The sequence below is a fragment of the Paenibacillus sp. GM2 genome (assembly GCF_900069005.2).
Taxonomy (GTDB): domain Bacteria; phylum Bacillota; class Bacilli; order Paenibacillales; family Paenibacillaceae; genus Fontibacillus.
The window spans coordinates 18,940-41,715 of record NZ_LN831276.1 but is presented as its reverse complement, the minus strand read 5'-3'; the positions used below and the strand labels follow the sequence as shown (position 1 = coordinate 41,715).

Here is a 22,776-nt window from a genome sequence, read left to right as displayed (position 1 = left end):
CTGGTAGTGTTGCAATTTGTCAGGCAAGTGTGGAGGTGTGGGGCTTGAATGTATACGAGGATATACGCAAAGGTGAACGAGGGGCTTGGTTAAGCATCGCAGCCTATGTCATATTGTCTGCTTTTAAGCTGATTAGTGGTTATTTATTCGCTTCGAGCGCGCTGCTCGCGGACGGATTCAACAATTTAACGGATATTGTCGCTTCGCTCGCTGTATTGATCGGGTTGCGAATTTCCCAGAAACCGCCCGACTCCGATCATGCTTACGGGCATTTTCGTGCGGAGACTGTGGCCGCGCTTATCGCTTCTTTTATTATGGCGATGGTTGGCATTCAGGTCATTATCGGGGCGATCCGCTCGCTGTTTGCGGGGAATGAGACGAAGCCTGATTTATGGTCAGCGGGGATAGCCATCATCTGTGCCGTCGTGATGGGCGGCGTATACTTATATAATCGTGGACTGGCCCAGCAGATTAACAATCAGGCGCTAATGGCTGCGGCTAAGGACAATTTCTCGGATGCTCTGGTCAGTGTAGGGGCGGCGGTGGGAATCATCGGGGCGCAATTTGGCATGCCATGGCTTGATATCGTAGCTGCTCTGGCTGTAGGGGTATTGATATGCAAGACCGCTTGGGACATATTCAGGGACTCGACATATCGGTTAACGGACGGCTTTGATGAGGAACAGCTTGGGGACCTGCGCGGGACGATCTCACGGATACCCGGAGTGGAGAAAATTAAGGATTTGAAGGCTCGCGTCCATGGCAACCACGTGCTCGTCGATGTGGTGATCGAGGTCGATCCACATTTAACGGTGCTTGAGGGCCACGAAATCTGTGATACGGTGGAAGAGCGGATGAGGCGGATCAAGAATGTGATGCATGTCCATGTCCATGTGGAGCCTAGAGAAGAAGGGTTAGAACAAGAGGAATAGAAGTCCAAAAGCCTGGGTGTTACAAAATAGTAGATTGCCCTAAGCGAAGTCGGTGGAGAGAGCTCTGCCGGCTTTTTTTATGGAGTTTTATAGTCTAAGTGCAGAACACGTAATCCCCTTGAAATAGTCGCAAAAAGATCTTTTTGGCAAAATGGCTGTTGGTTAATATTGGGTTTGTGGGTAATATGTCCTTCTTTTTAGGGTGTAATTTAGGCATTTTGTCGCGAAGGCCATACATAACACGAAAATCGACGCATTTAGACAAAATTCGATAAGGGATATAATGGGGACGAGTCCAGAGAAAGGCGACTTATATAATATTCGTCTAATCAGACCAATATCATCCATAAGGAGGCAACTATGAAACGCAGCACGACAATCCTGATATTAAGCGCAATTCTACTAACTACCTCTTACACGGCTGTACAGGACAGAGCATCCGCAGCTTCAGCTGCGACGCAGACGTCGACGACGGGACAAATTGTAAGCAGCGTCAATCTCCGTGAACAACCTTCCACTTCCGGGAAAATTATCGGCCTGGTGAAGAAGGGGACTACGGTAACTATTTTGGACAATAGCAACAGTTACTTCTATAAAGTGAAGACCTCGGACGGGCAGACCGGCTATGTCAGCTCGTCCAGCAAATATATCACTATTGGCGGCGGAAATTCGGCGCCTGCGGCACCTGAGCAAACAAGCGCAACGGTCATCTATGGGGTGAATTTGCGAACCGCTCCGTCTACCACCTCGGGCAAGGTAATTACGATGCTCAAGAAGGGAACGGCAGTTACAATTCTGGAGAAGAGCAATGACAGCTTCTATAAGGTGAAGACCTCGGACGGGCAGACCGGGTATGTGAGCAGTCTAAGCAAATACTTGCAGATCAAAGGAGCCGCTCCGGGTTCTAATGATGGAGTATCGGAATCCAATCAGGCGAAGATTGCCAAAGTTATTAGCACAGGCAAGAAATATTTAGGGACTCCCTATGAATTCGGATCGGACCGCAATTCAACGACGACATTTGATTGCTCTGCTTTTGTAAGACAGGCCTATAAAGAGGCGCTTGGGATCGTGCTGCCAGCAGATTCGCGGAAGCAAGGGGCATGGGTGAAGGACAACGGCACGGCGGTATCGAGCATTAGCAAGCTGAAAGCAGGCGATCTGGTCTTTTTCATGAGCTACAAGGGCTCCTCTGCGGCAGCGTATAAGAATGTCGACAAGAGCAAGGAGACGATTACCCATGTGGCTATGTATTTGGGTGATGGTAAAATGATCCACACCTATTCGAAGGAGTCGGGTGGAGTGCGGATCGATCAGCTTGATGGTTCGTGGGAATATCGTTTCCTGTATGGAGGAAGCGTATTGAAATAGATCAATTTAACTAGAGCTATAAATTAAGAAGAAGACTCTCCGATTTGGAGAGCCTTCTTCTTTTGTCACATAACCTACAGAGAATGATAGTCTCAGGTCCTTATTGATTAATAACTCGGAATGTATCCTGGGATATTGATCCAGGCATCTCCGAACCAGGTGTAAATCTGCACCCAGTCACCGAGGATATTACCGGTTGGACGGACTACCTGGGGTTCCAGAGAGCCCAATGATTTGCCTCCCGGTGCAGCGTAGAACACAGTAATGGCGGACAATTCGATGGGAGTTGGCTCTGCAACCGATATATACGGGGACCATTCATCGGTTTGCTGCACAGGATGAAGTGAATAGTCCGCTGATGCGCTGCCTGCAACTAAGGCCGAGAAAATAATAGAAGTTAATATGACTGTAAATTTCTTCATAATTTAAATCCTCCCTGGTTTATCAATTTTGAAATGCTTGTATCCATGTATTAAACTTTAGGGAGGCGTTAGAATCAGGAAAGCCAAAATTACATCAGAAAATGAGGTTCTTTTGAATGAAAAAAGGCAGGCTTATCATAGGCAGCATCATTATTTTGCTCGTTGTTATAATGACCGCTATCGTGCTTTATATCCGGCCATCACAAACATTAAATATGAATTATTCAGAGTTGAATTGGAAGAACAAGCTCGTAGAAATGGCAGAAAATCGGCACACCACATTAACCTTAACGGAGAGCGATGTAAACAATTTATTGAAGAAGGGGTTAGCGGAATATGCGGCAGAGAATGAACTGCCATTTCAAATAACAGGAGCAGATTTCAAGCTGAATGGAAATCAGATTATCGCTAATGTAAATGGGGCCTGGGGGCTTATGGACGTTGGGGCTGCTATAAAATATAGGGTGGAATATGCGGGGGGAACCCTGCTGCTTCACCCCAGCTCGCTGGAGGTAAGAAATTTATCGGTTTCGCCGGAGAAATTTGGACTTGAAGCGATGACAATATATTTAAGCGACTATATTCCAAAAGTGGTTACGATTAATGATGTGAAGTTTCCAGGTAAGACGATTCAAATAAAGTTTACACTTGATTTACCTGAATTAATTCATTTTCTTCAATCTTCATAAAGCGATAAGCAGGCCCGCCTGATTTTAGGCGGGCCTGCTTGGCGTATTGCTATCTAATAGAGTTCCTCCGATTTCCTGTAATTAGCGAAATGATGAATAGGACCAGGAAGATGAAGAATAACACCTTGGCGATGGAAGTGGCGGCGGCGACGATATTAAAGAAACCGAATATACCGGCGACCAAAGCTATAATCAGAAAAATTAATGACCATTTTAACATGAGAATTACCTTCCTTTCATTGAAAATTATTGTATAGTGTTAAGTAAGTCTTAAGTGAACAGAAATACATAATTACCGCACAATCAGGAATAAGCTGATGTTCACTTGCTTTACCATTAAACCAGGAGACTTAAGAATGAAACATTAGCCGGAACCTATGATCCGGTGCGTTACCGAACCATAAGATGGTTTTTGCAATTGTTTCGTCAATAATCTCCAAGGGTAACAAGGAGTAATGACATAGGCAGAAGGTGAGGGAGAGCTATGATTTGGCAAATTAGCGTTGCAGTGATTGCCGTTGCATTTTCAGTTCTTGTCGTATTTTTGGTCAAAACTCTGGTGTCGGCACAGCAATCATTGAACAAGACAACTGAAACATTGCAAGAAATCAAAGAGACGATTGATGAGCTAAGTACAGAGGTTCAAGGGGTGGTCAGGCAAGCCAATACGATCACAAGCGACCTGCAGCATAAAATGGAGCAGATAGACCCGGTTATGGAATCTGTCAAAAATGTAGGTGAAGTGTTAAATGAAGTTACGGTAGCTGCCAGGCAGGTGTCGACTGCTCTGATCGGCAGGATGAAGAAGCCAAAAGCATCCCGATCAGAACGAACAGAACAGGTGACTGCAGTTAAAGCGGAAGCCCCGGCGGATCAACATATCCATGAATCTTCAGGTGGGCAGCAGCAGCGTTGGGTAAAATGGGTAGATATTGCAGCCACGGTGTGGCAGAAATATCGCGCTTGAGATCTTGGCACTTTTATATCGACTAAAGATAACTCCGCATTCATCCTTCCAGGGTGAGTACGGAGTTGTTTTTATATTGCTTTGTAATCTCCGAGATTTAATGGAATAGATGTTTCATAGCAAATAAGCGAGGGTAAATACAATTAAGCCGGTAGTAGTCCTGGTGAAAGAAACAACCATCTTCATGGAAAAGGAGCGATTACAATGAGTACATTCGATAATAAAGCATATGCTAGAGTGGTTGAGAACGGTATCCAAGCTGTGGAGGCAGTGCAAGAACTCCGTAATGCCGGTTACCTTTCCGAAAATATTTACGTTATAGATCATAATGAAGCCACAACTGACAAGATTGCTGAAGTAGCAAGGGCGAACAAGGTAGGGATTGAAGAGGAAGGTGCCTTGTCGGCAATTGCCAATATATTTCGATCCCGAGGCGATGAACTTAGAGCGAAAATCGTTTCTCTCGGCTTTACCCAATCCGAGGCGGAATTTTATGAAAGAGAGCTGGATCTTGGCAAAGTATTGGTAATTGTCAGCCGTGTCTAAGATTCGTGCATATAGGTCAACAAATTTGAAATCAGGGATAAGGAATGGGCGGGAAGCGCCCATTCCTTATCTTGGTTTTTAAATTAGCGATATGTTCACTTTGCAAGTGGTTGTTCAAAAGGTTCAGAATCCGAAAACCCATCGAGGCCCATTCAAGGGCTGAGCAACCGGAATTCTCTATATACTTATAGCTGTTTATTTCAAAAATGAACGAAGGGAACAATTGGGAAAATGCTATAGTTATACATAGGTAGAATTATATGATGATCTACAAGTAGAGATCGTAAGGAGATTAATATGCGGATATTAATTGTGGATGACAATCCAACCAATATATTGGTGGTTCGAGAGATTCTTAAGAGAGAGAACTATCAGGACATCGTTGATGCAGCTTCTGCTTTCGGAATGTTTCAAAGGCTGGGCATTAAGGGCAACGAGGAGGATACGAATCTGATAACATCGGACATCGATCTGATTTTGCTGGATATGATGATGCCAGAAATAGATGGAATCGAAGCCTGCCGTATATTACAGCGGTATGAGAAATTGAAGGATATTCCGGTCATCATGGTAACGGCTATTGGGGATTCACGCAAGTTGGCCGAGGCATTGGACGCCGGTGCGGTGGATTATGTAACCAAGCCGATTAATAAGGTGGAACTCATGGCGCGGATTCGCCTAGCTATACGCCTTAAAGAAGAGAAAGACTGGCACAAAGAAAGAGACCAGCGAATTCAGGCCGAGCTGCAGCTGGCTGCCTTAGTGCAGAATGCTGTATTAAGCTCACCGCTTCAGGAGTCGGGGATTGCGATTGATGCCATATACAAGCCCTCCTTCGAGCTCGCGGGTGATTTATACTCCTGGTATCCGCTTGGAGAGGGGAAATATGGAGTCATTTTGCTCGATATTATGGGACATGGTATTTCCTCATCGTTATTTTGCATGTTCATTGCTTCATTATTGAAGGGCATCATGAGTTCCTTTGTTCAGCCGGATCAGGTTATATCGGAATTAAACCGGCGCTTTAACCAATTGCATATTGATAATCAGCTGATTCAGTACTATTTCACAGCCATCTATCTATTGGTGGATACGAAGAATCAAAGAATAGATTATGTCAACGCGGGACATCCCCCGGGCTTGTTCTATCAGGATGGAACAGTCACTCGCTTGGAGACCGTTTGTCCGCCCGTTGGATTGCTAGATAAGCTGGAGGCAGAAACTCAAACCCTCTACTATGAGGGGGAGGGGCGAGTTGTGTTGTATACGGATGGGTTAGTGGAAGGATTAGCAGGAACATCAGAACAACAATTTGAATTTCTGGAAAAGACGCTTTTGGATCGGCCCCACTATGACCGTGAGGAAGTGGAAAGTTTATTGTTTACTGATGATTCATCCGGAGAACGTGAAGATGATAAATGCCTGGTATGGATTTCGCTTATAGGAGGAGAGATGTGATTTGAAGATTAGAAGCAAGCTTCTGTTGGGCTTTAGCCTGCTGTTGATGATTATCCTGGTGCTTGGTTTTATCCATTTGGATCGTCTTAAGTATATGAACTCGCAATTAGATCGCATTTACACGGAAAGATATCTGATGATCAAGAATTCAACCGGGATGCATGGTGATATTAATGATTTGGCGCGGATCTCGACGAATTTAGTGCAGCTACAGGATGAAGCAAAAATTACGGCAGGAAGAAAGATGATTGAGAGTAAGCAGGAGTCCGCAATGCAATACCTGTCTGCAATTCAGAGTATGGTGGATACAGCAGAGGAACGTAGGTTAATCAACATCAATGAGACATTCTTTAATGAGTTCATAAGTTATGAGGAAAATCTGCTTGATTTGCTTGATAAAGGCCAGTATGAGAGCGCACAATCCTATCGCATATCTAATGGTCAGGGACTGCAGGATGAGCTGTTGAACGCTCTGAGCGATACCAGGGATTATTTCGATGCTCAGATTGAGACGGAAATCGCAAACACGAAGCAGGAATACAACCGCTCCATCAATATTATGGTCATTACTATGGCGCTAGGTTTGCTCGTAGGCATCGGGGTTGTCTTATGGGTACTCCCAAGTATTGCCCGGGGGCTTTTTACCGTCAGCGGGATGATACGACATTTCGCCCAGGGAAATCTTGAAGCCATCATGTCAACGCCTGTTCCGATGAAAGACGAGATTGGTGAGGTGGCCACTACCTTCAAGGAGATGACCGAGGATCTGATCGAGAAGCAAGAAATCGAGGGCAGGTACATGAAGCATCAGGAGGATCAATCCTGGCTTAACAAAAATTTAGCGCGGATTAACGAAATGCTGCATGGTATAGATTCATTGGATGAGGTCGCGCAAATGTTTATCAGTGAGTTTACCCCTGTGCTTGGAGCGAGATATGGAACCCTTTATATCAGACGGATGGAAGAGAATCCGAATGAGCTTCAATTATGCGGGTCCTATTCCAGGGATGATGCAATCGAGTCTCGGAATGTGTTTAATGTTGGCGAGGGTTTGATCGGACAAGCCGCCATGGACAAAAAACCGATTATTTTGCTGGAGGCTCCTGTCGATTATGTCTCGGTTCGTTCTGGCCTGGGTGGTGCGACACCACCGCATATTTTAATCTACCCTGTAATGTTTGAAGAGGAAGTGCTAGGGGTAGTAGAATTAGCGAAATTTAATTCATTCACTCCATTGGAAGAGCAACTGCTATCGAAATTATCCGATAACCTAGGGATTATACTAAATAATATTATGGGACGGATTCGTGTGGAGGAATTGCTGCGGGAATCTCAAGCTATGACTGAAGAACTCCAGGTACAATCCGAAGAACTTCAGACTCATCAGGAAGAACTGCGCAGATCGAATGAGAACCTTGGCAAACAGACAGAGGCTCTAAAAAGATCCGAAGAGCTGCTGCAGCGACAGCAGGAAGAGCTTGAGCATTACAACACAGAGTTGATTGCAAAGACGCGCGCTTTGGAAGAGCAGGTTCACCGTGTAGAGGAGAAGAATAACGAAATTGAGAAAACGAAGCGTGAGTTGGAGCAGCACGCGTCACAGCTGGCGGTAACCAGTAAATATAAATCTGAGTTTCTGGCCAATATGTCGCATGAGCTGCGAACACCGCTGAACAGCTTGTTAATTCTTTCGCAGCTTCTCTATGAGAACAAAGAGAATAATTTGTCCCCTAAGCAGGTGGAATATGCGCAAACGATTCATCATTCAGGATCTGACCTGCTTAAGATGATCGATGAGATCCTTGATTTGTCCAAGGTTGATGCAGGCAAGATGGAGATTCATGAAGAGCTGTATACCCTACATGATCTCACAGAGTACGTTAAGCAAAATTATGGGCCGGTAGCTATGGATAACAATATTGGTCTGCAAATTGAAGTGGCCGACTCCGTTCCCGATCAACTGCGTACGGATGGGCATCGCGTGAAGCAAATAATACGCAACCTGCTGTCCAACGCCTTGAAATTTACTAATCGGGGTTATGTATCACTCATGATTGATTTGGCAGAGTCGGAGGAAGTCCCATATTTCCTGGATAGCAGCAGTGAATATATAGCTTTGAAGGTGAAAGATACCGGCATCGGCATACCTGAGGATAAGCTCGAGTTGATCTTTGGGGCCTTCCAGCAGGTTGACGGCACTACAAGCCGGAATTACGGTGGAACGGGACTAGGACTATCTATAAGCCGAGGTCTGGCTGAATTGCTTGGCGGCGGTATTACGGTAGAGTCTGTAGAAGGAAAGGGGAGTCAGTTTACTTTATTTTTGCCAAAGGAACCTTCGCCTGAATTATTTATTTCAGACAAGGAGGTGGCGGTGGCACATCAGCTGCCGGCCCTATTTGGCCAGACTGAACCGTATCCTCATCATCCTGCCGGAACGGAGCTGGAGTTGTCAGAGTCCAGCAAGCCTGCTGATGATCGAGACGATTTGTCTGCGGATGATAAAATACTGCTGATTATTGAGGATGATGTTCATTTCGCTCAAATATTGCAGGATATGTCACATGAGCACGGATTTAAATCACTCGTTGCCGTACAGGGGGATGAGGGCCTGGAAATGGCCCGTAAATATTTGCCTGAAGCCATTATTCTCGATATTCAGCTGCCAGTCATGGATGGTTGGGCTATTTTGAATGAATTGAAGAGTAATGCGGCTACAAGACATATTCCGGTACATGTGATTTCTGTTGTTGATGACGTTAAACAAGGGCTTATGATGGGAGCTATCGCTTATTTGAAGAAACCGTCCTCCAGGGAACAGCTGGAAAAGGCTTTTAACTATATTGAATCGTATACGGAGAAGGATCTTAAGTATCTACTAGTCGTTGAGGACGACGCTATCCAGCGACAATCCATTACGGCGTTAATCGGACATGATGACGTAGTTATAAAGGCCGTGTCAACCGGCAGAGAGGCTATCCAAGAATTGATTAACAGACACTATGACTGTATGGTGCTTGATTTAATGCTGACGGATATGACAGGGTTTCAGCTGCTGGACAAGATTCGCGATAATGAGAGCTTGACCAATCTGCCGATCATCATCTATACAGGCAAGGATCTGGATGGGAAGGAGGAAATGAAGCTAAGAAAGTATGCGGAATCTATCATCATTAAAGATGTGAAGTCTCCTGAGCGCTTGCTGGATGAGACCACGTTATTCCTTCATCGGGTGGAGGCTGATCTGCCTGAGGACAAACGAAAGATTCTGCAGAAGCTGCACAATAAGGAAGAGTTGTTTGAGAAGAAGAAAATCCTTCTAGTCGATGATGATGTTCGCAATGTCTTTGCGCTGTCCAGCGTGCTTGAAGGTTATCGTATGAACGTAGTCTTTGCCGAGAATGGCCGGGAGGCGCTGGATATTTTGCAGAAGCATAAAGACTTTGACCTGGTACTGATGGATATGATGATGCCGGAGATGGACGGGTACGAGGCGATGCGGAGGATTCGCGAAATGCCGGAGTATAAGAAGCTGCCTATCATTGCTCTTACAGCCAAGGCTATGAAAGAGGATCGTTCCAAGTGTATTGAGGCCGGGGCGTCCGACTATGTGAAAAAACCGATCCAGACCGATCAGTTGCTGTCGTTGATGCGTGTGTGGCTGTATTCATAATGAGCCCGATATAAACACGGTATAAATAAGTTCAGAGAAATCGGAGTTGGTGTTATGACATCAAGTGGGTATACGCAATTAGAGGAGTATAAAGCGATTGACGATGAGCATCAAAGCGAGCGTGAGCTGATCGAGATGGAATTGCTGCTGGAGGGAATTCATCGATTATACGGCTATGACTTTCGCAATTATGCCCTTCCTTCCCTGCGCAGAAGGATATGGCATCATGTTCATGTGGAACAGCTGCAGAGTATTTCCGGGCTGCAGGAAAAGGTGCTGCATGATCGCTCCTGCTTTGAAAGGCTGGTGTACGCCCTTTCTATTCCAGTCACAGAAATGTTCCGGGACCCTTCCTTGTTCCGGACTTTTCGCGAGAAGGTGGTACCGATACTTCGCACCTATCCTTATATCCGCATCTGGCATGCCGGCTGCTCAACGGGGGAAGAGGTCTATTCCATGGCGATATTGCTGCATGAAGAAGGATTGTATGACAAGTCTCGAATCTATGCTACGGATATGAATGACAGATCGCTGCAAGCCGCAAAAAATGGAGTTTTTGATATTCAAAGAATGAAGAAATACACCAAGAATTATATCGACGCCGGAGGGATGCATTCCTTTTCCGAGTACTATACGGCACAGTATAACTCCGTTATTTTCCAACCCTTTTTGAAAAAGAACATTATTTTTGCAGAGCACAATTTGGCTACGGATCGTTCTTTTAATGAGTTCAATGTTATTTTCTGCAGAAATGTGATGATCTACTTCAACGAGACGCTTCGTAATAGGGTGCATGCCCTGTTTCATGAAAGCTTGGGCCATTTTGGCGTGCTTGTATTGGGAGCTAAGGAATCGGTCAATTTTTCGAATTACCAGAGCTGTTATGAACCATTGGATCGGAATGAGAAGATCTATCGTAAAATCAAATGATTATGAGATAACGGAGGATTTGAAATAGCTATGGATAGTGGGAGTAAGCCCATTCGCATCATGTTGGTCGACGACCGCCCCGAGAATCTGCTAGCCTTGGAAGCCGTTTTAAAGAGTGATCAATATAGCTTGGTTAAGGCCACTTCAGGAGTAGAAGCTTTAAGGTACCTGCTGCGGGATGAGTATGCCGTCATCGTACTGGATGTACAAATGCCCGGGATGGACGGTATTGAAACAGCCAAGCTGATTAAGGCGCGGGACAAAACCAAGGATATACCGATTATTTTTATATCGGCCAATAGTAAGGATGCTGAGCATTTGTTTGAGGGGTACTCCGTTGGGGCCATTGATTATATGGTAAAGCCGTTCATTCCGCAAATATTAAAATCAAAAATCGAGGGTTTTATCGACATGTATTTAGCGAACCAGCGTCTGAAAACCCAGAGCATGCTGCTCAAGCAAAAGACGCAGGAGCTGGAGCGAACGAATCAGGAACTGGTCAAAGCGAAGGAAGCTGTCGAGCTGGCTGCTAATGCGAAGACAGAATTTCTGGCGATGATGAGTCATGAAATCCGTACCCCTATGAATGGGGTAATCGGGATGATTGATCTGTTGCTGGATACCGAACTTAAGGATGAGCAGAAACAATACGCTGAGATTATTCGCCGGAGCGCGGATACCTTGGTAGCGGTAATTAATGATATTCTCGATTTTACAAAGATGGAGTCGGGGAAAATGGAGCTGGAGGAAATTCCGTTCGAAATCAAAGCGGTCGTTCAAGAGGTGATCAGCTTGTTTGCCGTCGATGCGAGCCGTAAGGGGCTGAAGCTGACTTATGACATCCATGAAGCAATCCCCCCGATGATCTATGGGGATATGAACCGACTGCGACAGGTGTTGATTAATTTAATTGCTAACGCAGTGAAGTTCACGGATGAAGGCGAGATTTTCCTTGAGGTTGTACCCGAGCCTGAGGCGGCTGCTTCAGATCGTTATCTGCTTGAGTTTTCGGTTAAGGATACGGGGATCGGCATATCTGGCGATCAAATGGATCGCCTGTTTAAGCCCTTCTCTCAGCTGGACTCGTCGATGACCAGAAAATATGGAGGGACAGGTCTTGGCTTGGCTATCTGCCAAACCCTGGTGCAAATGATGGGCGGAGAGATTCGCGTAGAGACCGGTCAGGAGAGGGGAGCCAAATTTATTTTTACAATATCCGCAGCTCCTTATAAAGTTTATGTTTCAAATGAGGATCCAGCGGGTTATATATAGTGTGTGTTCAAAAAGGCCGGTTTTCAATACCGAAGCTATACCTCTGATGTGTATTTCTTTGAAAGGCCTCAGATTGGATAAAGCTAGGGACTGAGGAGCGGAGCTGCACGTTTTCGTAAAAACCGTTGGATATTATTTTTCAGGAGTGAATGCTATGGTAACCAATAAAAATGATAAATTTGCCGTAAATACGATTTGCGAGAATGGCTCTTGTACCATTTATATGCATGGTGAGTTGGACTTATCCGTTGCTCCTGATTTTCGCAAAATGATAGAGCCGTTTGTGACGGATCAGAATACCGAGTTGATCCTTAATCTTAAGGAGCTTGAGTATATTGATAGTACGGGAATTGGAATCCTGCTCTCTATTCTAAAAGCAAGAAATGGGATGAGTGCTGGATTTTATATTGAGGAAGTGCCGGGACAAATTCAAAAGCTGTTTGATATGACAGGGATAACCAAGTTTTTCACTGTACAGGAGAATTCCTAAGGGAAAGGATAGAGTAAGAATGATAGAGGAAGTACAAACCGTTGTAATTAGTTTGCCGGCCACTGCGGAGTATGTAGACATTGTAAGATTAAACCTGTATGGTATAGCCTCCAAAATGGGATTCTCCTATGAGGAGATTGAGGATATGAAGGTCGCTATATCTGAGGCATGCAACAACGCGGTTCTGTATGCTTACAAGCATGGGAACGGTGTAATGGAGGTAACCTTTGAAGTATCTTCTGAGGCCTTGATCATGACAGTCAGAGACGAAGGGGAGAGCTTTGACATGTGGAACATGGCGGATGAGGCAGCTTCGCTTCACGACAAAGAGTTAAGTGACATACAAGTTGGCGGTCTGGGGTTCTATTTGATGCAGACGCTGATGGATGATGTGGATGTCGTGAGCGAAGCTGGTAAAGGCACAAAGGTCGTTATGACTAAGCGGCTGAATATAACCAGGGAGCTTGTATGAAGGGAAATACGACTCCCCAAGAGTCCTGGAAAGAATCAACCCGTATGATCATGGAATATCAACAGAGCCAAAGTAAGGAATTAGCAACTCAATTGATACAGAAATATGAGCCTATCGTTAAAATGGCCGCTGGTAAAATTTCGCGCAATCGTCCGGATCTGTATGAAGATCTGAATCAAGTAGGCCAAATGGCTATGATCCGCCTGCTGCAGCAGTACGATGCCCAGCTGGGTATACCTTTTGAGCCCTATGCGATGAAAAGTATTATAGGCCATATGAAGAATTTCCTGCGGGATAAATCGTGGTATCTGCAGGTGCCGAGACGGATTAAGGAAAAGGGAGCGACGGTCCAGCTTGCGATCGATGAGTTGACCGTGAAGCTGGAGCGATCGCCTCGCGTGGAGGAAATTGCCAATCACTTGGAGCTTTCGGAGGAAGAGACATTAGAGATCCTTGCCGGCAGGGAGTGTTACCATTACATCTCATTGGATTCTCCAATATCTCAAGAGGAAAGCGCTGCCACGCTTGGCGAAATGATCAGCTCGGAGGCGGATGATTACGATACGCTTGAGAAAAGAATGGACTTGCTGCAGGCGCTGGACGAGCTTCAGGAACAAGAGAAACAGGTGCTGTTGTTAGCTTTTGAGGAAGGCCAGTCCCAGCGTGCGATCGCACAAAAATTGGGCGTCTCGCAAATGAGCATATCCCGTATTCAGAGAAGAGCGACGGAGAAGCTAAGGCAAATGATGTCTGGCAATAATCAAGTTGATTATATATAGATTTAAAAAACACACCGTATTTTGCATACGGTGTGTTTTAGTTTTATGAGAAAGCCTGTTTATTGTTCCGGATCAGACTTTAGGCCGTTCTCATGATCTTCACTGTTAGTTTTCATTTGCTCCATATCTTCTCCGAGCTGGACCAAATCCTCCATATCGTTAATCATGGATCCGTTCTCGGCCTCCTCCACCTTTTTATGTTTCGGATAATCCCCCTGCTGGGTCTTATTGATCTGCTGTCTGACATAATCCTCTTGTGCTTGCTCCGGAGTTTTAAAAGCCATGTTTAACAATCCCCTTTCTGAAATGATATTTTGTTACGGCTGTAACTGAATATAATCCTGCAGTTCTTTAATGTAGTCCCCGATCATCGGCAGATTAACGAACAGACTGAGAATCCAGCCAAGCAAGCCCAGAACAATAAAGGTTCCAATACTGAGTCCTAGTCCGCGCGATAAACCCGCCATAAAATTGCTAAGGATTAATCGTTTGGGATTTGTGTAATTCTCAATAATATCTTTTATCTTTGCTTTTTCCAGCTTTGCGGCTATGAAATCAAGCCGTTGATTTAAGCGTCCGACTTCGTGTTGCAACTCGGTAGAGGTGCTTGATTCTTTAAGATAGGGTTCAGCCATTTAGATTTCCTCCTAACCTACCTTTTTATACAAGAAATCAGCCAGTGGACTGAACTGGCTGATTTATGAATTTCATAAACTTATGAAGAAGCCGGCGTTAGCTTTTTAGATCTCGTTTGGCATTGGCAGCCGTTTTCTCTACTTCGTCAGCAGCTTCATGAGAGAGCTGCTTTGTCTTATCGAAGACTTTAGTGGATTCTTCAGAAATTGTACCGGAGACATCAGCCGCTGCTTCCTTCACGCTGGACATCACTTGACTTGCACCGGATCCCACTGAATCGGCAAGATCCGAAGTCTTTTCTGAGACGGTCTTGGCCAAGTCTGTGACCTTGTCTTTAGCAATATTTGCGATTTCCTTTGACTTATCCGCTGTTGCACTGATTTTCTCCGACAGATTGCTGCGCAGCTCTCGTCCTGATTTAGGAGCGAACAAGAGGGCTGCTGCTGCTCCAAGCAGAGCTCCGATGACGATTCCTTTTGTCAAGTTTGAACTTCCTTGTATTTGAGCGTTAGTCTCTTCTGTATTCATGTAAATCACTCCTTAATACGTTGATAAAGTTAACTTAATTTACTGCTGAGTTCCTATGCTTAGTTAATATATAACCTGCTTGCATGCTAATGAAACAACGCTGATCCAGGAGGAGAACAGATTTCAACAGTGACGCTTGCTTGTATTTGCTGTTTTGCGGTTCATTTAGCGGTGCGGTACAATCATGGTAACCTGATAAGCATGAGGGGGGTGGAGAATGGTTCTTAATGATTCGTGTGAAATGTCAAACTTGGGAATGGAACGAAAAAGAATAGTGGGCAGTGAGCTGGCAGTTTTTTTCAAAGAAGTTCGCAGGAAGCATGAAAGGGAGGACATTACCTTTCTATGTATCGGGACGGATCGTTCAACTGGGGATGCGCTGGGCCCACTGGTTGGTGCCAGACTTGAGGAACAGGGCATGGCTAATGTAGTTGGCACCTTGCAGCATCCTTGTGATGCGGACAATCTGGAGCAGCGAATCGCGTCTATTCCTAAAGAGCATATTATTGTCGCCATTGATGCAAGTTTAGGTTCTCCAGCCTCAGTAGGCTGTTATCTTGTTTCTGCACAGCCTTTATACCCCGCCCAATCAGTTGGACAACAGCTTCCAGCAGCAGGTCATTATAGCGTAGCAGCGGTTGTTAATGTGAAGGGACCCAAGCCGTATTGGACGCTGCAAATGACCTCGTTATATAAGGTTATGCGGATGGCGGATGAGATTACGGGAGCGATTGTTAAGGTATTTAAGTCATGATTCAATAATTATAAATAATGGAGAGGGGATTTGTTATGACAAGCCTATTAGCCAATGGAATATCTGTAGCCTACCAGGAGCAAGGGCAAGGGCCAACAATTGTATTGCTGCATGGATTCTGCGGAAGCTCTGCCTATTGGGAGAAGCTTGCCCCTCTATTATCTGGGGAATATCGCGTTGTGATGCCAGATCTGCGCGGGCATGGCGCAACCGGAGCTCCTGCGGGCCCCTATACAATAGACCAGATGGCTGATGATATCGCCGCGTTGATGGAGCAGATGGGTGTCCCGAAGTATACACTTTTGGGTCATTCCCTTGGAGGTTACATCACCTTGTCCTTGTCAGAACGTTATTCATCCCGCTTGAACGGCTTCGGGTTGATTCATTCGACTCCTTATCCTGATAGTGAGGAAGCGAAGGAGAAGCGGCTTAAAGCGGTGGAGAAAATAGAGGACGCAGGAATCAATGCTTTCGTAGATGGCCTGGTACCGGGATTGTTTGCACAGGAACATCTGCAGACGATGGAGCCGGAGGTGAATCGGGCTAAGGAGATCGGGTATCTTACCCCGCCGCAAGGGGCTCAAGGCGCAGCTCTGGCTATGCGGGAGCGTGTGGATCGGCGCGAGGTGTTGAGCGAGTCCGATTTGCCGATTCTGCTTGTGGCCGGGGAGAACGATGCAGTTATTCCTTTGGAACGCACATTTACGGTCGAAGGCGATCGGGTGATCAAAGCGGTTATTAAGGGCGCCGGTCATATGGGCATGTACGAAGCACCGGATCAGCTTGCCGCTGTCATCAGTGATTTTATGAGGAATATCAAGTAGCATCGCGGCCAGAAATGCCGCATGTGCGCGATATTTTCGGATATAATGTTCGGTGAAGGGGCTGGGTATCATGCTGAGAAAGGATTATCTGGTCCGCATGATTGAAGAAATGGTGGACGTCATCGGCCAAGTTTTCGGACTTAAGCAACAGAACAAGCTGATAGAAGCGCTGTGGAAGCTGGACGATCTATATAAAGAACAGTTCAGGCTAAATTCACGGATGATCGGTTCTTTGTCAGCTCGTGATATTGTGGAAATATTCCGCACTGGTGGAAAAGTAGAGGCCGATAAGCTTCAGAGCTTGGCAAGGCTGCTGCAGGAGGAGGGGGATATCTATATCGCCCAGGGACGGCAAGATGAGGGGCTGTTTCGGCTCATGAAGTCGCTCCATCTCTATCTGGCGGCAGACCTGCACGGTGCCGATTCTTCGTTATGGAATTTACAGACGGAGACGGCCAAGCTGATGTCGCGCCTGAAGGATTATCGACTGCCCTTGGATACTGAGCGCTTGCTGCTCGATTATGAAGAAGCTCATGAGCGATTTGATCAAGCGGAGAACGTATTGTATCGTCTGCTTGATGCCGGGGCGATCACCAAGCAGCAGGCGTTAGCCTTCTATGAACGTCTGCTGTTGTACGAGCCCGAGCGGCTTAGTAAGGGAGGGCTCCCCTTGCATGAAGTTCGTGAAGGCCTTGCGGAAGTAGAGAAACGGGAGTATACCCAAGAGGTATGACTCTAGCAAATCGGAAGCGAACGATTTTGCGTTGCCAATTTCAGTTTGTGGCAGCAGGAGTTAACAATATGTATATTTGGAATGAAAGTGAGCTGTTATGGATTCATGGAAGCACTAAGACATCTTATACAACAAATAGCTCAGGAGGGCAGCTTGATTACCGCAACGCTCAGCCAGCGGCGCAAGCCCGGGGAGACGGAATACAGCAAGGTAACGGTGAAGCCTGCCCTGTTGAAGCAGCGGCTGCATTATCAGTTCACTTATTATTACAGCAACAAAGTGACGCATGAGAATATACCGGCTGAGCAGTTGGCCGAGTATTTGATAGAGCAGTTCGAGGAGACTTTCCGGCAAGGCCTGCTTTGCACGGAGGCAGCGGATTATCAGGTGCTGATCAGCAAGAAATACAAGGTGTCGATTCTGACGAAGTCGCCGAGCAAGCAGCCGGGCTCCTTGCATCATAACCGGCGTAAGGAATATATTCTGGAGGATGGCCGAGCTGTTCCTTTTCTGGTTGAGCTCGGTATTATGAATCGGGATGGGAAGGTACTGGCCAAGAAATACGATAAATTCCGTCAGATCAACCGCTTCCTTGAAATGGTTCAGGACGTCATGCCTCATCTGCCTGCGGATCGACCGCTTACGATTGTGGATTTCGGCTGCGGCAAATCTTATCTGACATTCGCTCTCTATCATTATTTATCGGTGGAGCAGCGCAGGGAGCTGAAGGTCGTTGGCCTCGATTTGAAGGCAGATGTAATTGAGCATTGCAGTGCACTGGCGGAGAAACTGAATTACAACAACCTGCGCTTCCTTGTCGGCGATATTGCGGACTATGACGAGCTGAGCAAGGTGGATATGGTTGTTACCCTGCATGCCTGTGACACCGCAACCGATGCTGCGTTGGAGAAAGCGGTACGCTGGGATGCTGCGGTAATTCTGTCTGTGCCTTGCTGCCAGCATGAATTGTTCGCACAGGTTCGTAATGAAGTGATGGAGCCGCTGCTTAGTCATGGCATTTTGAAGGAACGCTTCTCCGCTCTGGCAACAGACGGAATCCGGGCCAAGCTGCTCGATATTCTCGGCTACAAGACGCAGCTGCTTGAATTTATCGATATGGAGCATACGCCGAAAAATATTCTCATCCGGGCGGTAAAATCTCCCGCCGGAAATACCGCTGCCCTATGGCGCGAATATACCGCCTTCCGCGATTTCCTCGGCGCTTCTCCCTATCTGGAAAAAGCCTGTCGCGATCTTCTGCCGACAGAAGCATAATGCATCGGCAGAAATGTGCCTAGGTGCGAACGAGCCTTGCTGCGCTGCTCTGTTGCATAGCGAAAGGCGATATAGCAGTCCGCTACTGTTCGGGGATAGGCCATAACTGCGATGCACTACTATTCAGCCAGCGATACTGGCGCGGTTCCACTGCAAAGCGATAAGTGATCGTGCGCAGCTACTCTCTATTGTTAGCGAAAAGTGAACATACGGTGGGTTCTATTGCTTAGCGAAATGCGGTGTTCTCTGTGGCTCTCCGGAAAGTGAACATACGGTGGGCTCTATTGCTTAGCGAAATGCGGTGTTCTCTGTGGCTCTACGATAAGTGAGCATGCAGTGGGCTCTATTGCTTAGCGAAATGCGGTGTTTTCTGTGGCTCTACGATAAGTGAGCATACGGTGGGCTCTATTGCTTAGCGAAATGCGCTGCTCTCAGTGTCTCTATGAAAAGTGAGCATGCAGTGGGTTCTATCGTTTAGCGATCAGTGATGATGTTTTCAACTGCTCCTTATTACTCAACGAACATGCGCCGCGCTTTATTGCTCACGATCATGGAGGAAAAAGGCTAATCGCGATTTGAAAACTTATAGCCACAGCGAGTATTTGAGTATTCGTAGTACAGAACAAATTCAACACTCACATACAATACGAGTTGAATATTTAGCCATAGTGAGATTTGAATATTTGTAGTATAGAATAATGTTAATATTCATAGTACAGCTCGATTTGTATACTCTTAGCACAACGCAACGGTTTGCAGCCGTAATTTCAGGTCAACACTATATGTGTTGGCCTTTTTATATTGGAAACTGCTTCTTCCGTCTGCCCTTTAGTCTCTAACGAACCTACGAATCGCTATTTCCTCAAAAACGCCGGCAAATAAAATCTAACGAAACACCATAACGCTATTCGGGGAGAAAACGGCGCTTTACCGCCTAAACTGCCACAATAACGATACCCAGTTTCGTTAGAATTGGAAGAGGCTCATTTTGGTCTAAATAGCGATATCCAGTTTCGTTAGAGCTAAGTGAGAGAAAACTATCGCTGTCTCGACTGTCCGGTAGGAGGTGGGGAATCAAATGGAAGATCCATCGGTTTAAATACACGTCCGCCCTTTGGATCCTCTAACGAACCTACGAATCGTTATTTCCCCAAAAACGCCGGCAAATAAAATCTAACGAAACACCATAACGCTATTCGGGGAGAAAACGGCGCTTTACCGCCTAAACTGCCACAATAACGATACCCAGTTTCGTTAGAATTGGAAGAGGCTCATTTTGGTCTAAATAGCGATATCCAGTTTCGTTAGAGCTAAGAGAGAAAACTATCGCTGTCTCGAAAGTCCGGTAGGAGGTGGGGGATCAAATGGAAGATCCACCGGTTTAAATACACGTCCGCCCTTTGGATCCTCTAACGAACCTACGAATCGTTATTTCCCCAAAAACGCCGGCAAATAAAATCTAACGAAACACCATATCGCTATTCGGGGAGAAAACGGCGCTTTATCGCCTAAATTGCCACAATAACGATACCCAGTTTCGTTAGAATTGGAAGAGGCTCATTTTGGTCTAAATAGCGATATCCACTTTCGTTAGAGCTAAGAGAAAACTATCGCTGTCTCGAAAGTCCGGTAGGAGGTGGGGGATCAAATGGAAGATCCACCGGTTTAAATACACGTCCGCCCTTTGGATCCTCTAACGAACCTACGAATCGTTATTTCCCCAAAAACGCCGGTAAGTAAAATCTAACGAAACACCATATCGCAATTCGGGGAGAAAACGGCGCTTTACCGCCTAAACTGCCACAATAACGATACCCAGTTTCGTTAGAATTGGAAGAGGCTCATTTTGGTCTAAATAGCGATATCCAGTTTCGTTAGAGCTAAGTGAGAGAAGACTATCGCTGTCTCGACTGTCTGGTAGGAGGGCGAGTGAGTCGATATTTCGACTTGTCTTACAGAGGCCCTTTTTGTGTAACCATTATGTGGCGCCCTATATTGTTATTGGTCAAATTACTGGGCAGGTTTGATCGTTAGCATCCAGTCTTGGGTATGTGGTTTCGTTATTAAGAGAGAGGTTCGCGAAAAAACGCATTTTTTTGCTTTAATAGGTCAAAGTGTCCTTTAATAGGGCGCAGTTACTTTTCTTGCTCTAGCAGTTGCTTTTGAGCGCTTGATATGTTCGATCACATAATGCTGCATTCATGTAGTTTTATATTTACAGAACTCCTCTTTATTGCGCTTGCGGCCTAGCGAAATTGGAGGAAGGGATGGATTTTACCTATGAGAGGGGGGATAACGGTGTGGAGATGGAGGGATGAACCAATTAGGGATAAGATTTCGTTTGGACGGTGGCGGGATACTTTTATTAGCTTGATCAAGCCGTTGGGGGCCACAGGGGGATTAGGCGCATTTGTATGGATTACTATGGTAGCCATTTGTCTGAACAGTGGAATGTTCTTCACGGACAGCATTTCATCCCTGGTTCTGATGGGCTTGTGGTTTGTTTGTGTATTTCTTCTTATGGTTGGATACCTGGTAATAGGGATGATCAGGAGACTTGGCCACAAAAAAATCATGCTCCCGCTCTCCAATCCATCCTCTAACCGACAGAGCCTTCGTTTGTATGTATGGATTTGTAGCGGGCCATTCGTTATCGCAGGGATTTATAGCTTGCATCTAGTGATTCCGTCTGTACGGCTATCGGTGTATGCGACGATGATCTCTGCTCTCGAATGGCTATTTTATGCTTTGCTTGGGTTAGCAATGCTTAGACTGAGTATGAGTGACCGGGAGAGGGGGAGGAAGCTAATCCGGCAGGGCTTGTCCTGGACCTCCTGGTTATTCAGCTTGTCCGCAGTTGGAGCTGTTCTCGGTATTGTTTCCATACCTTATGCAATACTGCGTACAGGCGACTGCGAGGTTAGCTTTACAGGCGCAAGGTTAGGCGGATTGCTGCAATATCCGAATACTTTTGGAGCAGTTGCCGCGGCCCTGCTGTTGGNCTAACGAAACACCATAACGCTATTCGGGGAGAAAACGGCGCTTTACCGCCTAAACTGCCACAATAACGATACCCAGTTTCGTTAGAATTGGAAGAGGCTCATTTTGGTCTAAATAGCGATATCCAGTTTCGTTAGAGCTAAGAGAGAAAACTATCGCTGTCTCGAAAGTCCGGTAGGAGGTGGGGGATCAAATGGAAGATCCACCGGTTTAAATACACGTCCGCCCTTTGGATCCTCTAACGAACCTACGAATCGTTATTTCCCCAAAAACGCCGGCAAATAAAATCTAACGAAACACCATATCGCTATTCGGGGAGAAAACGGCGCTTTATCGCCTAAATTGCCACAATAACGATACCCAGTTTCGTTAGAATTGGAAGAGGCTCATTTTGGTCTAAATAGCGATATCCACTTTCGTTAGAGCTANTCGCTGACGGGCCTTTGCCTGCTCCTGGCGCTCGCCCCGCTGCTTGCGCGCGGATTGAGGGTCGCTACGCTCTCCGCGCGCTGGGATATGTATGCCGACGCATGGAAGCTGTTCCTGCGCTCGCCTTGGATCGGGCGTGGCGGGGATACATGGCGGCTGTCGTTTCGCAGCATACAGAGCCGCCCTTATGTCGGCACCGAGGTGCATAGCGGCTTCATTGATATGACGCTTGATCTGGGTTTGGCCGGGCTGCTGGTCGTGCTGCTCTGGCTGGGAGCTATCGCTTGGCAGATGCTCCGAGAGCATAGGGGACGCAGCGGCTTATTTCCCTCTTGGATCGTGTTATGTTTGCACAGCATGATCGATTTTGATATGAGCTATGGTCTGTATTGGGCACTGCTCTTGATGTTTGCCGTGGCAGCGCTTGTCCCCACGGTTTCATCGCCTGAAGTGCCAATCGCATCGAAGCCGCGAGGCAGGGGGGCTTCGGCTGTCCATAGCGCTGTAATGCCGGAGATGATTGCCGCCATCGTTCCGGATCGAACAGCAACAATGGCTGCAGCCGCGCTGCGCTTTGCGGCCGCCGGGCTGCTTGC

General features: G+C 46.3%; 21 protein-coding genes and 1 pseudogene. 17 read left to right on the top strand and 5 right to left on the bottom strand.

Going from position 1 to position 22,776, the window contains the following annotated elements; genetic code table 11:
• Positions 1-44: 44 nt before the first annotated feature.
• Together BN1360_RS02690 and BN1360_RS02685 are read left to right on the top strand one after the other, a co-directional pair.
• Positions 45-932 carry a cation diffusion facilitator family transporter gene (locus BN1360_RS02690; protein ID WP_068778372.1) on the top strand — a complete coding sequence of 296 codons (888 nt, stop codon included), beginning with the start codon at positions 45-47 and terminating at the stop codon, positions 930-932.
• Between the two features lie 360 nt (positions 933-1,292).
• Entirely contained in the window at positions 1,293-2,303 is a 1,011-nt protein-coding gene (locus tag BN1360_RS02685; protein WP_068778371.1) for a C40 family peptidase, read from the top strand.
• A gap of 107 nt (positions 2,304-2,410) precedes the next feature.
• Here the strand turns inward: BN1360_RS02685 and BN1360_RS02680 are convergent, their stop codons facing one another.
• The gene (locus BN1360_RS02680; protein ID WP_068778370.1) at positions 2,411-2,725 is read right to left on the bottom strand and encodes a hypothetical protein; all 315 of its coding nucleotides are present in this window, start codon (positions 2,723-2,725) and stop codon (positions 2,411-2,413) included.
• Positions 2,726-2,841: 116 nt separating this feature from the next.
• Between BN1360_RS02680 and BN1360_RS02675 the strand changes: the two genes are divergently transcribed.
• The gene (locus BN1360_RS02675) at positions 2,842-3,414 is read left to right on the top strand and encodes a hypothetical protein (RefSeq protein WP_068778369.1); all 573 of its coding nucleotides are present in this window, start codon (positions 2,842-2,844) and stop codon (positions 3,412-3,414) included.
• A 49-nt stretch (positions 3,415-3,463) separates the two neighbouring features.
• Here BN1360_RS02675 and BN1360_RS02670 read toward each other — a convergent pair whose 3' ends face one another.
• The gene (locus tag BN1360_RS02670; RefSeq protein WP_082789908.1) at positions 3,464-3,634 is read right to left on the bottom strand and encodes a DUF1328 domain-containing protein; all 171 of its coding nucleotides are present in this window, start codon (positions 3,632-3,634) and stop codon (positions 3,464-3,466) included.
• 264 nt (positions 3,635-3,898) lie between these two features.
• Between BN1360_RS02670 and BN1360_RS02665 the strand changes: the two genes are divergently transcribed.
• From BN1360_RS02665 to BN1360_RS02625, 9 genes and pseudogenes are all read left to right on the top strand, one after another.
• A complete protein-coding gene (locus BN1360_RS02665; RefSeq protein WP_068778367.1) occupies positions 3,899-4,381 on the top strand; it encodes a DUF948 domain-containing protein in 483 nt (160 codons plus the stop codon).
• 204 nt (positions 4,382-4,585) lie between these two features.
• Positions 4,586-4,927, top strand: coding sequence for a YflT domain-containing protein (locus tag BN1360_RS02660; RefSeq protein WP_068778366.1), 342 nt, complete (start codon positions 4,586-4,588; stop codon positions 4,925-4,927).
• Between the two features lie 297 nt (positions 4,928-5,224).
• Positions 5,225-6,385 (top strand): PP2C family protein-serine/threonine phosphatase, encoded by a 1,161-nt coding sequence (locus BN1360_RS02655; RefSeq protein WP_068778365.1) that lies wholly within the window; start codon positions 5,225-5,227, stop codon positions 6,383-6,385.
• Between the two features lies 1 nt (position 6,386).
• Positions 6,387-10,058 (top strand): response regulator, encoded by a 3,672-nt coding sequence (locus BN1360_RS02650; RefSeq protein WP_068778364.1) that lies wholly within the window; start codon positions 6,387-6,389, stop codon positions 10,056-10,058.
• 54 nt (positions 10,059-10,112) lie between these two features.
• The gene (locus BN1360_RS02645; protein ID WP_068778363.1) at positions 10,113-10,988 is read left to right on the top strand and encodes a CheR family methyltransferase; all 876 of its coding nucleotides are present in this window, start codon (positions 10,113-10,115) and stop codon (positions 10,986-10,988) included.
• 30 nt (positions 10,989-11,018) lie between these two features.
• Positions 11,019-12,203: pseudogene (locus tag BN1360_RS02640) on the top strand (response regulator); the annotation flags it as partial.
• 211 nt (positions 12,204-12,414) lie between these two features.
• The gene (locus BN1360_RS02635; RefSeq protein WP_068778361.1) at positions 12,415-12,750 is read left to right on the top strand and encodes an STAS domain-containing protein; all 336 of its coding nucleotides are present in this window, start codon (positions 12,415-12,417) and stop codon (positions 12,748-12,750) included.
• Between the two features lie 19 nt (positions 12,751-12,769).
• Complete coding sequence (gene rsbW, locus BN1360_RS02630; protein ID WP_068778360.1) at positions 12,770-13,222, top strand: anti-sigma B factor RsbW; 453 nt, start codon at positions 12,770-12,772, stop codon at positions 13,220-13,222.
• Positions 13,219-14,001, top strand: coding sequence for a sigma-70 family RNA polymerase sigma factor (locus tag BN1360_RS02625; protein WP_068778359.1), 783 nt, complete (start codon positions 13,219-13,221; stop codon positions 13,999-14,001). The genes rsbW and BN1360_RS02625 overlap by 4 nt, the downstream gene beginning before the upstream one ends.
• Before the next feature lie 59 nt (positions 14,002-14,060).
• On the opposite strand, the gene BN1360_RS02620 is transcribed toward BN1360_RS02625, so the two are convergent.
• From BN1360_RS02620 to BN1360_RS02610, 3 genes are all read right to left on the bottom strand, one after another.
• Positions 14,061-14,285 (bottom strand): hypothetical protein, encoded by a 225-nt coding sequence (locus BN1360_RS02620; RefSeq protein WP_068778358.1) that lies wholly within the window; start codon positions 14,283-14,285, stop codon positions 14,061-14,063.
• 33 nt (positions 14,286-14,318) lie between these two features.
• Complete coding sequence (locus tag BN1360_RS02615; protein WP_068778357.1) at positions 14,319-14,636, bottom strand: DUF5665 domain-containing protein; 318 nt, start codon at positions 14,634-14,636, stop codon at positions 14,319-14,321.
• Between the two features lie 97 nt (positions 14,637-14,733).
• The gene (locus tag BN1360_RS02610; RefSeq protein ID WP_068778356.1) at positions 14,734-15,165 is read right to left on the bottom strand and encodes a YtxH domain-containing protein; all 432 of its coding nucleotides are present in this window, start codon (positions 15,163-15,165) and stop codon (positions 14,734-14,736) included.
• A gap of 217 nt (positions 15,166-15,382) precedes the next feature.
• Here BN1360_RS02610 and yyaC point away from each other — a divergent pair, with 217 nt between their 5' ends.
• From yyaC to BN1360_RS02580, 5 genes are all read left to right on the top strand, one after another.
• On the top strand, positions 15,383-15,919 hold the full coding sequence (gene yyaC, locus BN1360_RS02605; RefSeq protein WP_068778355.1) for a spore protease YyaC: 537 nt from the start codon (positions 15,383-15,385) through the stop codon (positions 15,917-15,919).
• Positions 15,920-15,954: 35 nt separating this feature from the next.
• The gene (locus tag BN1360_RS02600; RefSeq protein WP_068778354.1) at positions 15,955-16,743 is read left to right on the top strand and encodes an alpha/beta fold hydrolase; all 789 of its coding nucleotides are present in this window, start codon (positions 15,955-15,957) and stop codon (positions 16,741-16,743) included.
• 70 nt (positions 16,744-16,813) lie between these two features.
• Complete coding sequence (locus BN1360_RS02595) at positions 16,814-17,476, top strand: DUF6483 family protein (protein WP_068778353.1); 663 nt, start codon at positions 16,814-16,816, stop codon at positions 17,474-17,476.
• A gap of 81 nt (positions 17,477-17,557) precedes the next feature.
• A complete protein-coding gene (locus BN1360_RS02590) occupies positions 17,558-18,751 on the top strand; it encodes a class I SAM-dependent methyltransferase (protein WP_068778352.1) in 1,194 nt (397 codons plus the stop codon).
• A gap of 3,483 nt (positions 18,752-22,234) precedes the next feature.
• A partial coding sequence (locus BN1360_RS02580) for an O-antigen ligase family protein (RefSeq protein ID WP_229520771.1) occupies positions 22,235-22,776 on the top strand: 542 nt, incomplete at its 3' end.